This window comes from Virgifigura deserti (assembly GCA_003576685.1).
In the GTDB taxonomy this organism is placed as follows: Bacteria; Pseudomonadota; Alphaproteobacteria; order Dongiales; family Dongiaceae; genus Virgifigura; species Virgifigura deserti.
On the sequence record QOZR01000012.1, the window covers coordinates 170337 to 184182 of the forward strand.

Below are 13846 nucleotides of genomic sequence, written 5' to 3' on the forward strand. Positions count from 1 at the left end.
CGGAATTCACGAAGACAGCACTGTTGCGGACCATCCGTTCTTGACGCAAGGTTTCCCAAAGGGATACTCTGGCGGACACTTGAGACCCGTCAATTCATCTCCAATCCAGCGAGGAATAGCCATGAATGACACCGCCGTGGACGAATTCGAAGTTGGTGCCATGAAGAAGGGCGGAAAGGTGCAGCCGACACCGGGCGGCTCGGTTTACGTCAAGCCGCAGGACATGGAATGGGCGCCGACCAAGTTCAAAGGCATCTCGATCAAGGTCCTCTACGAAGATAAGGCGAAGGGTGAGATGACCTGCCTGCTGAAGTGGGAGCCGGGCGCGACACTGCCGATGCACAAGCATCCGGAGATCGAGCAATCCTTCGTGCTCGAGGGATCCTTCTACGATCATGACGGCATCTGCCGGGCGGGCGAGTATGTCTGGCGGCATCCCGGGTCTTTCCACGAGACCCATTCGGACGAAGGTGCCGTGTTCCTGGCCGTCTATCGGAAGCCGAACGTCTTCCAGCATATGTCTGGCTTCGGAAGCGACGGTAAGAAGAAATCCTGATCGTCTGAGCGCGGTTCTGTCTGCGCACCGGTCGACCTCAGCAACGCCGGAGGCGGACATCCCACGGATGAAGGCCGCGATGCGTACCGCGGCCGCTTGCAGATCGATGGATTCCCGGCTCCTGATCGCGCAATATCACGGGCTCCGCGAGGTATCCTTAAGCGGGAGGCAGGCGTGGAGAAACCGGGAGCGAGACCATTGACGAGATGACGGAAGAGATAGAACCTGACACCAAGCCGGCCCCGCGGCGCCGGCGCGGGTCGGTCGACAACAGGGAGCCTGCGGCGTCGGCGGATGCCGCCATGCCGGAGCTCGGTCAGCTGATCGGTGAGCGATTGCGGCAGCTCCGAAGGCTGCGCGGCGCGACTCTCGAATCCCTGGCGCACAGCACCGGATTCACGCGCGGCTATCTTTCGAAGATCGAGAATTCCCGGAAGGTGCCGCCGATCGCCTCGTTGGCGCGGATCTCTCAGGCGCTCGAGACGGATATCGCGTATTTCTTTACTACGGCCGAGGCGCCCGAGCCTCAGGATGACAAGGTGTCCGTCGTGCGCGCCGGCGAGCGGCGCCGCGTCGAGCGTGGCGGAACCACCTTCGGGTACGACTATGCGAGCGTGGCCTATCGCAAGCGCCACAAGCACATGGAGCCGTTCGTCTTCACCTACCCGTCAAACCTGAGCCGGGATGTATCCTTCGAGCATGAGGGCGAGGAGCTGGTCTTCGTGCTCAGCGGTCGGGTCGAGTTCGAGGCGGATGGCAAGAAGTTCGTCCTCGAGCCCGGCGATACCCTCTATCTCGACTCCGAGGTGCCGCACCGGGCGCGCAGCCTTGGCGGGGAGGCGAAGGCGTTCGTCGTGATCTTCAAGCCGGAGAAGAAGGCGACGTAGCGGCACTCCCCGATTGCCCTGTGCAACGCCAGATGCGCCGCTTCCGCTGCAGCAACGGCCAGAATCTTCGCCGAGCGCCTGCGTTTGCACCGGCTTATCGGCCATCATCGACTCATCGATGTAGAAGGCGTCATCCGTTGAGATTCCCCGAGATCCCCGCATGCTGCATCGTAGTCCTTCGCAGATGGGCGAATCCGTCCTCGACGCCGGAGCATCCCCGGATCTGTTGACGAGTTACATTCCCCTCCTCGTCCGCTAGTCTCGGAATTGCCGCCAATCGCCTCGGCGAGCATCACGCGGTGCTGTGCCGAACTGTCGGAAGAAGGCTCGGCTGAACACCGAAGGGGACGAGAAGCCCAACCGTACCGCGATCTCTGCCAGCGGAAATGCCGTCTCCTGCAGCAGCCGTTTGGCTGCGGCCAATCGCAGAGATCGGTAATAGCGATGGGGCGCCACCCCAAGAGCTGCGACGAACTGTCTCTCCAGATGCCGCTGCGAACATCCAACCGCGGCCGCAATCTGCGGGATGGCAAGCGGCTCCTCCAATGCATTCTCCATTATGACAACAGCCTTCGCCACCACCGGAGCTCGCGTGGCGAACGGCGCGTCAATCGGGCCGCGTTGCGGTGCCGCCGCGGAATGCTCGGCATCGTAGAGGAAAAGGCGCATGACATCGAGAGCAAGCGCATCGCCGTTTCGCTCGCGGATCAGACGCAGCATGAGATCCAGAACGGTCGTGGCACCACCCGCCGTGATGCGGTCGCGATCAATGACATACCGCTCCATGCTGCAGTAGACATCCGGAAACTCTTCCTCCATCCGACTCATTTCTTGCCAGTGGATCGTCGCGCGATACCCATTCAGGAGCCCTGCTTTGGCAAGAAGCCATGCACCGGTATCGAGTCCACCCAGAATACGGGCCTGACGCGCTGCGCGGTGAAGACGAGCGTTGAACGCGGGAGAGGCGGCGTCCGTATAGCCGTAGCTCGAAACCAGAAACAGGGCGTCACACCGCCCCAGGTCCCCCAACTTGCCATCCACGCTGATCTCGATGCCACTGGAGGACGCAACGGCCGATCCATCCACGGAGAGGAGAAACCTTCTGTAAAGATGTGCGTCGGCAAGCGTGTTCGCCGCGCGCAGCGGTTCCACCGCATTGGCGAGGCACAACGTGCTGAAACCCGGAAAAAGCAGGAAAGCGTGCGTCTGCGGCATTGGAGGCAAAAACTGCGATGTCGTTGGCGAATTCTGCAAAATGAATATCCCTACCAAGGCATAGCCTTGCAAGACCGACGCAGGGGAGCAAGTTCGGGTATGGCCTTGGATGTCTTTATCATCTGCGCCGTCCCGGGCGCTGGCGACACCACAAGCAAGAAGGTCGGGCATATTCAGCTTCGCGATTCCGAGGCGGGTCACCTTCCCGAGGTGTGGCTCCGCATCGGGGAGTGATGGAGTACGCACGCGCCCGCTCTTCGTCTTCCGGGTTGCCGCCGCCGGTACGCCAGCGTGCTGGCACCGGACGTTCGGTCGACCTGCAACCGCATGCTGAGGAGATGAGGGTATGGAGAATGCCGCTGCTGCACCCGCCGCAGAGGCGCCCATTCCGGACTTTGACGTCTATCCCGTCCGCCATACCATTGCCTCTGCAGGGCCTTGGTCGAGCGGAACCGAACTACGTTGGAGCGATGGACATACAAGCCGTTTTCACGGCCTATGGTTGCGCGACAATTGCCCGTGCCCAAACTGCGTCAATCCGGTGACGCGAGAACAGGTCTTCGACATTTCCACCGTGCCGGAAGATGTCGCCCCCACTGCAATCTCCGTGGACGAAGCTGGGGCGCTCTTGCTCAATTGGCCGGACGGACATGAAAGCCGGTACCATCCCGGTTGGCTGCGCGCCCACTGCTATTCCGTGCCCGCGACCGCCAAGATCCCGGTGACGACCTGGGGCGGCGGGTTCGATATTCCCACGTTTGATGGTCGTCAGGTGCTGGACGACGACAAGGCCCTTCTGGAGTGGCTGGAGGCACTGCGGTCAACCGGACTGACGCTGTTGCGGAAGTGCCCTCTGGAGCTTGGCGCGGTCGAACACTTCGCCGACCGCATCGCGTTCCTGCGTGAGACCAACTTCGGGCGGGTCTTTGACGTGCGCTCAAAGGTCACGCCGGATTCCAACGCCTATACGGCCCTGGAATTGCCGCTTCACACGGATCTGCCGACCAGAGAGCTGCAACCAGGTCTCCAGTTCCTGCTGTGCCGCGTCAACGACGCGACCGGCGGGGACAGCATCATGGCGGACGGCTTTCGGATCGCCGAAGCCTTACGGATCGAGACACCGGAACATTTCCGGGCACTGACAACCCTGCCCATGGAGTTCCGCAACCGGGCGCAAACCAGCGATTACCGCACCCGGGGTCCAGCCATCCGCCTGAACGACAACGGGGAGATCACCGAGATCAGATTGGGCAACTTCCTGCGCGGCCCGATGCGCGTGGCCGAACAGGACATGCCCCTCCTCTATGCCGCCTACCGCCGTTTCATGTCCATGACGCGCGAGGATCGCTTCCGAGTCTCGTTCCGACTGAACGCGGGATGCATGGCCGCTTTCGACAACCGTCGAGTTCTGCACGCGCGCAGCGCCTTCGATCCCGCGAGCGGTGACCGGCACCTGCAAGGCTGCTATGTCGATACGGACGAACTTCTGTCCCGCATCCGTATCCTGCGCCGGGAGCCCGCCAACGGCACGGTCTGATCTAGAATCCGGAGGACGAAGTATGGACGAAGCTGGCACTGTTTATGGTTACGCCGTTGCTGTAGATCCAAGGGGGCGCCTGCGGTACGGCCATGTCGACGGACGAACGGCGGAATTTCACCCGCTTTGGCTACGGGAGCGCGCACCGGATCCCGCAACCACGGATCCGCAGACCGGCCAGCGGCTGATCGAGGCTGCCGATATACCGCTCGATTTGGCGGTGACGGACGCATGTGTGGAAAACGATGGCGTGCGGCTCTCCTTCTCGGACGGTCACAGCACCGTTTTTTCGTTCGCTGTTCTTGATGAAGCGATCAGCGGCCGGGCCGAGGAAAGACGCCTCTGGGGCCGAGACCTGACGCCTCTCCCTCAAGCCGATGCACAGGCGGTTGTCACGGACGACGCTGCGCTCCACGCCATGCTCGAGGCCTTGGACAGATACGGCTGCGTGATTGTCCGCGGTCTCGCTGCGACGGAAGACGGCATGAGCCCGGTGGTGGATCGGATCGGGCCTTTGCGCCGAACCAACTGGGGCGGGATCGCGGACGTCAAGGCCATCCCGTCGGCATACGATCTCACTATGACTGCGCGCCACCTGGAGAAGCACGCGGACAACCCGTACCGCGATCCTATCCCCGGATACATCTTCCTGCACTGCATCGTGAACAATGCGGAGGGCGGCGACAGCGAGATCGCCGACGGATTCGCGGTCGCGGAGCGTATGCGCCGGGAGCATCCCGAGGAGTTTTCGATCCTCACGACGGTCCGTCCCCGATTTCGCTACGTGGACGAGACGACGCACCTGGAACACGAGGGTCCGCTCATCGAACTGGGCTCTTCGGGCGAGGTATTCCGCGTGCGCTACTCGAACCGCACCGAAACGGTCGACGCGCTGGAGCCGGACGTCCTCGATCCGTACTACCGAGCCCGCGCTCGCTTCCACGCTCTGATAAATTCGCCGGAAATGACCGTGCAGTTCAAACTCGGGCCCGGCGACATGATCGTCATGGACAACTACCGTCTGCTCCACGGGCGCCGCGGCTACAAGCTGGAGACAGGCATGCGGCACTTGCGCCAAGGCTACGTTGACCGTGACACACTGCAAAGCCGCCGTCGCATCCTGGCGCGATCGCATAAGAAGGCGGTTTCATGACCGACACCAAGACCGCTGCCACATTTACCAAGTTCGATAAGAGCACAGCGGAAGACTGGGCCGTCATCGACGCCCATTTCGCCCCCTTTGCGGCCGCCACACCATCCGTCTCGATCGTCTCGGCCGCATCGCCCTCCGCGTCACGCTCGCCACGCCTTAATCCCACATCTTGAAACAGCACAAGGTAATTCCCCCTGCCCACTGTCGCTGATGGGCTCGACCGTCCGGTCAATGGACTGGCCGCCGTCCTCGGCTCCCAGGGCGATGTTCCGCCGCGCGACAGGGCGGCCGCTCTCGGCCACCCTGTGGAGGGCCGCCCGAAGCGCGCACCGCAGACGCGGTAACCGCCATTCTCCCGGCGGAAGAAGCGCGCGAGACGGTCGTGTAGAATGTCCGCCTCGATGGTCTTGGGATAGCGACCGCTGTGCGCGAACTGCAGCGCCTTTTCGTCGATGTCGCTGACGAGGACCTGCACCTTCGGGACGGTGTCGAGCTGCGCCATGCGCTTTTGAAAGAGGATGGCAATCGAATAGGCCTCTTCGCCGGTGGCACAGCCGGACACCCAGATCCGGACCTCGTCATCCGCCGTCTTTCCCTCCAGCAACGGGGCGACGATGGTCTCTTCGAGGTGCTTGAAGGCGTCCGGATCGCGGAAGAACTGAGTGACGCCGATCAGCAGGTCTCGAAACAGCCGGTCGGCTTCGGACGGCTCCGCGTCCAAGCATTCGATGTAGCGCGGCACCGCGTCGATCTGGAGGACCTGCGTGCGCCGCTGGATAAGCCGGCTCATCGTCCTTTCCTTGTATTCGCTAAAGTCGTGTCCAGTCCGCTTGCGCAGGATCGCGCTGATTCGCTGCAACTGATCGGTCACTCCATCGAGCAGACTCGCGATACCCGCTCGGCCTCTCATTGCCTCCAGATGCCGGAAATGGTCGACGAGCTTGGCCGGCATCTGCTCGACCGGCATCTCGATATCGACCAGTCCCGTGTTGATCGTGCTCAGCACCATGCTGTCGTAGGCTGCCGTCTTGGCGCTTTGCGCCAAGGTCAGTCCGCCCTTCTCCTTGATGGCCGCCAAGCCGAGCGTTCCATCGGTGCCTGCACCGGAGAGGAGGACAGGGTTGGTTGCGGGGGCCAGCAACCAACGAGAATCACGGCGGCTAAAAGTAGTGATGTGAGGGCCCGAGCGTCGGCGCGCACCAGTACCGTCGAGAGCGGGAGAAGTCACGAGTCATCGACCACCTCGATCTGACGCGAGACCTCGGGCACATGGATCGTCACCGAGGCCTGGCCATCGATGTCAAAGAGCGTCGTGCGGTCATGACAGGGCGAGCGGCCGGCGAGAACAGGGGCCGACGGGCCTGCTAACTGAGGCAATTTCCCCGCCGCCCATCGGAGGTGGAACTCAACACCGTCCAGCTACGCCGGCGGCCTCAACGCCCACTCCGAGTTTCGGGGTTCAGCCTCTAAGCGGACGTAAGGCGCTGGCTGGGACGACTACCGTTCCTGACCCAATCCGGACCTCGCGATCGTCGGATCGCGTTCCCGAACGCGGCCGCTCACGCGAACCGCCGCTTCTTGCCCCACTTCCGCCGTTCCAGGCCTTTGTTGCGTCACCTCAAAGCGGGCCGGAGCAGCCACACGCTCGGGCTGCCTGATCGCTACCGGCGGCCGCTACCGGACGCTTATGGGGAAAACGGTATCGAGTTCGATCGGCCGCCAATTGATCCAGCCCCGCTTCGAGTGCACGCGTCGCGGCGGCAATCAGCGACTCCATCGGAATACCGCCATACTTGTTACTCCCACCGTTCGATTTCCGGTGCCAAAACTATCTCACGACCAACAACGAGCGATGAGCACCGAATGGAACCGCGCTTCAGCCTCGAGGCGCGGGAATTCGCCCAGATTAGGAAGGTTTCAAAAGCCATGACTACATCAGCCGAGAACAGACGGAAAGGCGGGCAGCCTGCCATGCACACACCACCGGTCGTGTCGCCGCAGGCGTGGGAGGCGGCCCGCAAGCAGCTCCTCGTGAAGGAAAAGGCTCAAACCCGCGCCCGTGACGCCTTGGCCGCTGAGCGCCGGCGAATGCCGTGGATGGCCGTGGAGACGGCGTATGCGTTCGAGGGGCCTGCGGGCAAGGCCAGTCTGCTCGACCTGTTCGACGCCCGGCGTCAGCTGATCGTCTATCGCGCTTTCTTCGAGCCGGGGGTGTTCGGCTGGCCCGAGCATGCCTGCCGGGGCTGCTCCATGGTGGCCGACCAAGTCGCCCACGTCGCCCACCTGAACGCCCGTGACACGACGCTCATCTTCGTCTCGCGCGCGCCTCAGGCGGACATCGCCCGGCTGAAGGCGCGGATGGGCTGGGAGATGCCGTGGTTCACCATCACGGACAGCTTCGACGCCGACTTCGGCGTGGACGAGTGGCACGGCACGAACGTGTTCTACCGCGACGGCGACCGCGTGTTCCGCACCTACTTCATCAACAACCGCGGCGACGAGCAGATGGGGAGCACCTGGAACTACCTCGACATCACGCCGTTGGGTCGGCAGGAGGTCTGGGAAAACTCGCCCGAGGGCTATCCTCAGACCCCGACCTACAAGTGGTGGAACTGGCACGACAGCTACGTCGCGGACGCGGCGCCCGACAAGAAGTGGGTCGAGGTGTCGGACGCCGGAGAGGCGGCGTTCCGGAACCAGCACGCGAGCACGAAGCCATGAGCCAGGCCTGTTCCGGCGGATCCGACTGGCAGGCGACCCGCCGGAACGCCGCCGCGCTCAGGGCGGCTGACGGGCTGGCCCTCGCGGCGTCGCCGACTTTCGCCATCATGGCGCTGCTGACCGGTGTCCTGGGCGGTGGCCCAGCGGAGATGCTCTGCTCGGCCGCGCACGTATCGCCGCTGAGCGGAATGGTCACGATGTACCTGCTGATGAGCGCCTTCCACGCGACCCCATGGCTGAAGCTGATCCGCGCGAGCGCCCGCCGGTGGGTCTGAGGGGTCCGCGATCGGCCGTAGCGCGAAGCTCCGCTATGAAGAGCGGCCGCGAACGTCCGGAACTGGCACGGATGCGAAGTCCTTTGGGTTGAAGACCGAAGTCCGCTTCGAAGCTTCAGCGCCCCTGGAGGAGTAGGATTGCTCAGAGTGGCGGCTTCGTCCTCAATATGCGAAAGAGGCGCGTGCGGCCATCATGGATCGTGCCGGTGGTCCGCGGTGTGCTTCAGGCGATCGTCGCGGTAGCGGGCTGCGCGATGCCACCGTGCGGTCTGCCTGCGCCAACGTCGCCCCACAGGACGGCATGGTCCTCAGGCAGGGTGCGCGAGTTAGGCATGGACAGCCACAGGCGCATGAGCATGCGGTTCTGGCCCGTGCTGGCGTCGTCCTTGAACGCCGTGCGCCCGTGGTAGACGATGTGATTGTTCAGCAGCTGGATGTCTCCAGGCGCAAAGCGCATCTCGAAACATTCCTCCTCAGCCACATCCATCAACATTTGGATCGCCTCGTGTTCGGCACCGGTTAGCTTCCGGACACCCGGCAGCATCTGCGCGTTCTCGATGTAGGTGAGCGAGAAGTGGCTGGTGAGTTTGCCCTCACGTACACCAAAGATCGGCAGGTCGTAGACCACATGCTCGCCGCCCGCCTCTTCGCCAAACCGGCTGCGCGGGATTGGCTTGCACAGCAGGGCATGCAGGTCCGGGCGACGCTTGAGAATCTCGTTATAGACCGTGGCACTGCTGGCAAGCTTGCTAACCCCTCCCTCGGAAGCTTGGCGCACGCACAGCAGGCCCACCACGTCGCAACGGTCCGTGTGGAAGCGCAACTGCCCCGGCGACAATGTGCGGGCACCCGAGGAGAGAAACTGGTTGCCCGAGGCATCAACGGTTGCGCCGTAAAGCTTGGCGCCGATGCCCATACCCTCGTCCTTAATCTCACGCATCACTTCGCCGCGACAGTTCTGGTACATGGGTGTGCCGAGGTGACAGCCAAGACCATACCAGATGCGACGCAATTGCTCTTGGTCGTAGCAACTCACATCCAACCCGCGCATCTTGACCATGCCGGAGCCATTCTCCAGTTCTTCACGCACATCATCAAAGAAGGCGGCAGCATCAGGCAGCGGGAAGCTGCGGCGATTGACGTTGCGCCAGTCGAGATCCTCGACCTTCTTGAGCGCGACATCGATCTGCTCCAGTACGACTGCCGGGAACTCTTTGACCCACCGACGGTTCTGTCTCATCTCGGCACCCTTCCAAACACAGGCACCTTGCAGATAGTTCGGCTTAGACATGAACTCTCCAGAAAGGCAGACATGAAGGAATGTTATTTGCCTAGTCTTGGCCAACCCAGATGGTGCCGCGCATCCCCTTGTCGGCTCCTTAGGGCAGGGCTGCCAGAATAGTATAGACTGCATTGCCATTGCGGTTGGATAGTCGGTTTCTGGCACGAGCCGGCTGTGCTGCCGGGCCGGCTGTCACGTCCGCCCGTGGCCACTAAGCCGATTTCGATGAGCGAGGACGGCCCGAATGTCGGCTTTTGGGTGCTCAATGGACCTCAGTTTCCCGCTGGGGAAAGACGGCTCCTGACCCAAACCGGACAAGAGCCGCATCGCGTATCAAGCGGTTGTGACGACCGCTTCTTAGCTTAGAGCCCGGCCGCCGCCGTCCCCCACGCCGGCCCGGAACCACCATGTATCAGCCCCATCTTGAAATCGATGCGAATGGCGTTGACCCGACCGAACCAGCCATAGACATTGCCGTCCGGCGTCGGCTCCTGCACGACCAGCTCGTGCCCCATGGCGGCCAGACGGTCGCGGACCGATGCAGGAATTCGGGCATCCACGAACGTGATGTTTCCCTGACAGTGCACGCGCGACGCGTCGACGGCCGACTCCTTCAGCCACCGGACTTGAGCTGTTGCATCAGTTCGGGCGGAGGCGCCCACCCTTCTGCCAGAACGAGATTGAATGTTCCAACGCGCACGCCGTCCGCTCTCTTCGTGTCGAACGCGACCTGCAGCCTCGCCCTTTGCTCCGCCGGCAGCGCCGCCTGGAGGAGATCTTTCTCATTGAGCGGATCACCGGCGAAATACATTTGCGTTGTCAGGGACGGACTGAATGGAGCGTGAACCTTGATATGGATGTGGGGCGGCCGAACCCAGTCGCCCATCGCCACATACGATCCGGGCTTGATCGTCAGGAAGCGATAGAACCCATCCTTGTCGGTTGCGATTCGCGCGTAGCCTTGGAAGTTGACATCCAACGGCCGGCCCCTGGGTTCATCGAGCGGATGCGCGTAGCGTCCGTGCGCGTCAGCCTGCCACACGTCGATGATGCAGCCGGGCAGAGGCCGGCACATGCCATCCTGCACCTGTCCGATGATCTCGATGATCTCACCGCTGGCCCGACCCGAGCCGCCGGCCACGTTCGTGAGATCTGCGTCCTGCTCGGGCGGCAGGGCCAGAGGATAGAACGGACCATCGATCTGATACCCGGTCAACCTGCAAGCGGCCTTGGCAAGACGCCCGGTCGTGAGCGTGACAGCGCCGAGCGCCAAGCCGGCGAGCGCGCCTCGGCGCGAAACGCCGAGCCGGGAACCCTGCCACATTCGGTTGGCGGCATTCTCGTTTGACATGATCACCTTCCTCCCTGGAGAGATGTTGGTTTCCAGATTGATCCGCCGAGCCCCAAATCTATCATGCGCCTCGAGCAGCGCATGCCTTTCTTTCCGTCGCTCGCAGCACTGAACCGACCTCGGCACCACGCACAGCGACATGCACCCGGCGGCTGCGCCAACATCGACCCCGATTCTGCGTTGCCTTTCGAGTGGGCTCCGCCACGGAGCATCGCCTCGCTGCCATCTTCGCCGCTGGTGTGGTCGGCTACCGTCGGCTCATGGATCGAGACGAGGTGCCACGTTCCAGCGACCGCGCATGCACCGGGTGAAGGCGCCCTTCTCGTGCCCGAACAGCTCGCTCTCCAGGAGCTCGCTCGGGATCGCAGCGCAATTGACGGCGACAAACGGCCGATCGGCTCGCTTCGAGATCCGATGGACGAACCGCACCGCCACCTCCTTGCCGACGCCGCTCTCACCGGTCAGCAGAAGCGTACTGTCGATATCGGCAACGCGCCGGAGCAGGGCCTCGACCCGCCGCATGGCCTCGGATTTGCCGAGCGCCGGTGGTTGATCACTTCCAGCCGGCGGGCGGCGCTTGAGGACTCGCCGACGTTTACCGGGGCAAGGTCGACGCTCTGCACGCGGCGCTGAACGAACCGGCGACGAAGGACGCCGCGGCCCCGCTGCTCCGCGGCCTCATCGAGGAGATCCGGCCGGTGCCCGTCGCGGGCGAGCTCGCCATCTATCTTGTCGGCGACCTGGCGGCGATTCTGGCGCTGAGCGCACACGGCAACGGGCCCGCCTCCAGAGGAGACGGGCCTGTGTAAGGGATTAATATGTAGAGGCTTATCTTGGTTGCCGGGGCCTGAAACCACCGACAGTTAACAGTTACTTGATGTGACAGTCCTGAGCAGCGCTTCGGTCGGAAGGCGCATGATAAGCGAGTTAGACCGAATATCGCCCGGATCCAGAGCGTCGGCCCGGGTCGTCGTCATAGTACATAGCGCCCAGTTGCCGGACTTGGAGCTCAATCGTTCCCATCTTTTCAGAGGCGCAAAAACGAGAGTCCATCTGACCATGTGCAGCGTCATCTCCGACCTTCCCGTTCTTCTCGCCCAACCTGCTGCTCTCGCACGCCTAAGAGTATAGGGGCTCGATCAATTTCGGTAAGCGATACGCTCTCGGATGCACTTGTTCACTCTAGAATCCTGCAAGCCACTTCGCCTAGGCGCATACCTCAGAGACGTCGAGGCAAGAACCGGGAATAAAGAGCCAGCAGAGCCATCGCGGCGCCGCTGGCTATGAAGACGATCCTGACATCGAATGCGGTCAGCAGCACTGTGAAGACACCAGGAGGTAAGGTCTGCCCGGCATCCCGATAGGTGCCGAACACCGCGGCCATCTCAGTCCGCTCGCGTGGTCGTACGGCCCGAAGAAAATGGACATTGCCGGCCCCGTCCAGCGTTGCGGCGGCGAGCGCAGCCGCCACAAGCATGCCGATGCCGAACCATGGCGCCGACATCTCGATCCCCGCAATGATCGTGCAGATCCCGGCGAGCCCGTAGCCGGCGATCAGCAGGCGGCGAACGCCGAAAATGCGAGCGATCCGCCCCCATGCCGGCACCAATAGAAGCCAAGCCAAGCCGATCGAGACGATTGCCCCGCTCGTCGTTTCTGACAGACCGGAGGAGATCGCAAAGAGCGGGGCATAAACGAAAAACATCGACCACCAGCCGGAGCGGCCGACGGCGAGCAGATATGACAGACGCAGCCTTGGTTGGCGGAAAAACCGCGGGATATAGACCAGTGGGTTTGCTGCCGGCTTCAGCGCCGATCGGCATGGACCGGAATCCGAAAGGCGCAAGCGCCAGGCAAGGACGACAAGCGATACGGCGGCGGCGGCAGACAGCAGGTAGGGCAAAGACCAAGCGACATCGTGCTGAAGCCGAACGCCGAGCCATGGCCCGATCGTGAAGGTGCAGGATGCGAAGAAGGCGCGGAGCGCCTCGAACCTGAGAAACTGATCGCGCGGAAGATGATCCATCACGTAAAGGCTGATGACCATCTCGGTGAGCGCGAGCCCGAGCATCTGGAACCCCAGGCCGATCACAAAGCTGGGAATTGCGGCCGTCGCGAACAGGCCGCAGGCGCCGATCAGACAAAGAGGTCCTAAAAGCAATAGGCCGCGCCGACGCACCCGCCGCGCCAATACAGGCAGGAACAGGAACGCCGCCATGCTGGCGAGGCTAACCGCGAAGTAGACGAAGCTGACACGCTGTGTGCTCCCGAGCAGATCATAGGCCTGCAGCGGAAGGACGGTCAGGAGAAGCGCCCGCGAGAGCACTGCGAGCCCGTAGAGGAATGCCAGGCTCGTCAGAGGGGTCACGCGCAAGGTCGCTTCTCAATTCCTGGAGTTCATCCCACCGCGGCCGCACCGCATCCCGGTCGCGGGCGCACAAGCACGCTTCGCTGATGCGCCCGCCGGACTTACCGACCCCTTCTCGGCTCTGGTCCGGCACAGCGCTCATAGACCAGGACCGCCGCGGCCAGATCCTCGATCGCCGCGCCGACGGACTTGAAGAACGTGACGGCCTGCGCCGTTTCGCGGCCAGGGGCTTGCTCGCGCGTGAGTTCGAAGAGGTCGGCACGGATATCAGTCTCCCGCAGGACACCGGTCGCCAGCGGCTGGACGATGTCGCCAGCCTCTTTGAGCGCGCCGCCACGCGTGTCGACGAAGACCTCGGCCCGGCGGATCGCGGCATCATCCGTCTCGCGCATCTGCGGCGTAAAGCCGCCGACAAGGTCGAGGTGCGATCCCGGTTGCAGCCACTCACCACGGATCAGGGGCTCCTTCGACAGGGTTGCGCAGGAGACGATGTCCGCCTCC

General features: G+C 63.0%; 11 protein-coding genes and 3 pseudogenes. 6 read left to right on the forward strand and 8 right to left on the reverse strand.

What is annotated here, in order from left to right; genetic code table 11:
• The first annotated feature begins 121 nt into the window (after window positions 1-121).
• Both DT069_RS19910 and DT069_RS19915 read left to right on the forward strand, forming a co-directional pair.
• Window positions 122-556 carry a cupin domain-containing protein gene (locus DT069_RS19910; RefSeq protein WP_425450409.1) on the forward strand — a complete coding sequence of 145 codons (435 nt, stop codon included), beginning with the start codon at window positions 122-124 and terminating at the stop codon, window positions 554-556.
• Window positions 557-762: 206 nt separating this feature from the next.
• A complete protein-coding gene (locus DT069_RS19915) occupies window positions 763-1443 on the forward strand; it encodes a helix-turn-helix domain-containing protein (RefSeq protein ID WP_425450410.1) in 681 nt (226 codons plus the stop codon).
• A 255-nt stretch (window positions 1444-1698) separates the two neighbouring features.
• On the opposite strand, the gene DT069_RS24730 is transcribed toward DT069_RS19915, so the two are convergent.
• The gene (locus DT069_RS24730) at window positions 1699-2829 is read right to left on the reverse strand and encodes a GlxA family transcriptional regulator (protein ID WP_162913311.1); all 1131 of its coding nucleotides are present in this window, start codon (window positions 2827-2829) and stop codon (window positions 1699-1701) included.
• A gap of 175 nt (window positions 2830-3004) precedes the next feature.
• On the opposite strand from DT069_RS24730, the gene DT069_RS19925 reads away from it, so the two are divergent.
• Both DT069_RS19925 and tmpA read left to right on the forward strand, forming a co-directional pair.
• On the forward strand, window positions 3005-4195 hold the full coding sequence (locus DT069_RS19925) for a TauD/TfdA family dioxygenase (RefSeq protein ID WP_119462068.1): 1191 nt from the start codon (window positions 3005-3007) through the stop codon (window positions 4193-4195).
• A 22-nt stretch (window positions 4196-4217) separates the two neighbouring features.
• Window positions 4218-5348, forward strand: a complete 1131-nt coding sequence (tmpA, locus tag DT069_RS19930; RefSeq protein WP_119462069.1) for a 2-trimethylaminoethylphosphonate dioxygenase — start codon at window positions 4218-4220, stop codon at window positions 5346-5348.
• A 343-nt stretch (window positions 5349-5691) separates the two neighbouring features.
• Here tmpA and DT069_RS25070 read toward each other — a convergent pair.
• Window positions 5692-6576: pseudogene (locus tag DT069_RS25070) on the reverse strand (CheR family methyltransferase); the annotation flags it as partial.
• 635 nt (window positions 6577-7211) lie between these two features.
• Here DT069_RS25070 and DT069_RS19940 point away from each other — a divergent pair.
• Together DT069_RS19940 and DT069_RS19945 are read left to right on the forward strand one after the other, a co-directional pair.
• Window positions 7212-8069 carry a DUF899 domain-containing protein gene (locus DT069_RS19940; RefSeq protein WP_425450411.1) on the forward strand — a complete coding sequence of 286 codons (858 nt, stop codon included), beginning with the start codon at window positions 7212-7214 and terminating at the stop codon, window positions 8067-8069.
• Entirely contained in the window at window positions 8066-8344 is a 279-nt protein-coding gene (locus DT069_RS19945; protein WP_119462072.1) for a hypothetical protein, read from the forward strand. The genes DT069_RS19940 and DT069_RS19945 overlap by 4 nt, the downstream gene beginning before the upstream one ends.
• 223 nt (window positions 8345-8567) lie before the next feature.
• Here the strand turns inward: DT069_RS19945 and DT069_RS19950 are convergent, their stop codons facing one another.
• From DT069_RS19950 to DT069_RS19975, 6 genes and pseudogenes are all read right to left on the reverse strand, one after another.
• On the reverse strand, window positions 8568-9635 hold the full coding sequence (locus tag DT069_RS19950) for a TauD/TfdA family dioxygenase (protein WP_119462073.1): 1068 nt from the start codon (window positions 9633-9635) through the stop codon (window positions 8568-8570).
• A 353-nt stretch (window positions 9636-9988) separates the two neighbouring features.
• Window positions 9989-10186, reverse strand: coding sequence for a hypothetical protein (locus tag DT069_RS19955; protein ID WP_119462074.1), 198 nt, complete (start codon window positions 10184-10186; stop codon window positions 9989-9991).
• Window positions 10187-10239: 53 nt separating this feature from the next.
• Window positions 10240-10899 (reverse strand): dioxygenase family protein, encoded by a 660-nt coding sequence (locus tag DT069_RS19960; protein WP_162913312.1) that lies wholly within the window; start codon window positions 10897-10899, stop codon window positions 10240-10242.
• 336 nt (window positions 10900-11235) lie between these two features.
• A pseudogene (locus DT069_RS19965) lies at window positions 11236-11505 on the reverse strand (sigma 54-interacting transcriptional regulator); the annotation flags it as partial.
• A gap of 691 nt (window positions 11506-12196) precedes the next feature.
• Window positions 12197-13345 (reverse strand): MFS transporter, encoded by a 1149-nt coding sequence (locus DT069_RS19970; RefSeq protein ID WP_425450412.1) that lies wholly within the window; start codon window positions 13343-13345, stop codon window positions 12197-12199.
• A 101-nt stretch (window positions 13346-13446) separates the two neighbouring features.
• Window positions 13447-13846 (reverse strand): annotated as a pseudogene (locus DT069_RS19975) (bifunctional Delta(1)-pyrroline-2-carboxylate/Delta(1)-piperideine-2-carboxylate reductase); the annotation flags it as partial.

What these genes read in the sequence shown, in the direction of transcription:
- DT069_RS19910 (WP_425450409.1), top strand. Translation starts at nt 122, where the DNA reads ATGAATGACACCGCCGTGGACGAATTCGAAGTTGGTGCCATGAAGAAG.
- DT069_RS19915 (WP_425450410.1), top strand. Translation starts at nt 763, where the DNA reads ATGACGGAAGAGATAGAACCTGACACCAAGCCGGCCCCGCGGCGCCGG.
- DT069_RS24730 (WP_162913311.1), bottom strand. Translation starts at nt 2,829, where the DNA reads ATGCCCGACCTTCTTGCTTGTGGTGTCGCCAGCGCCCGGGACGGCGCA.
- DT069_RS19925 (WP_119462068.1), top strand. Translation starts at nt 3,005, where the DNA reads ATGGAGAATGCCGCTGCTGCACCCGCCGCAGAGGCGCCCATTCCGGAC.
- tmpA (WP_119462069.1), top strand. Translation starts at nt 4,218, where the DNA reads ATGGACGAAGCTGGCACTGTTTATGGTTACGCCGTTGCTGTAGATCCA.
- DT069_RS19940 (WP_425450411.1), top strand. Translation starts at nt 7,212, where the DNA reads ATGGAACCGCGCTTCAGCCTCGAGGCGCGGGAATTCGCCCAGATTAGG.
- DT069_RS19945 (WP_119462072.1), top strand. Translation starts at nt 8,066, where the DNA reads ATGAGCCAGGCCTGTTCCGGCGGATCCGACTGGCAGGCGACCCGCCGG.
- DT069_RS19950 (WP_119462073.1), bottom strand. Translation starts at nt 9,635, where the DNA reads ATGTCTAAGCCGAACTATCTGCAAGGTGCCTGTGTTTGGAAGGGTGCC.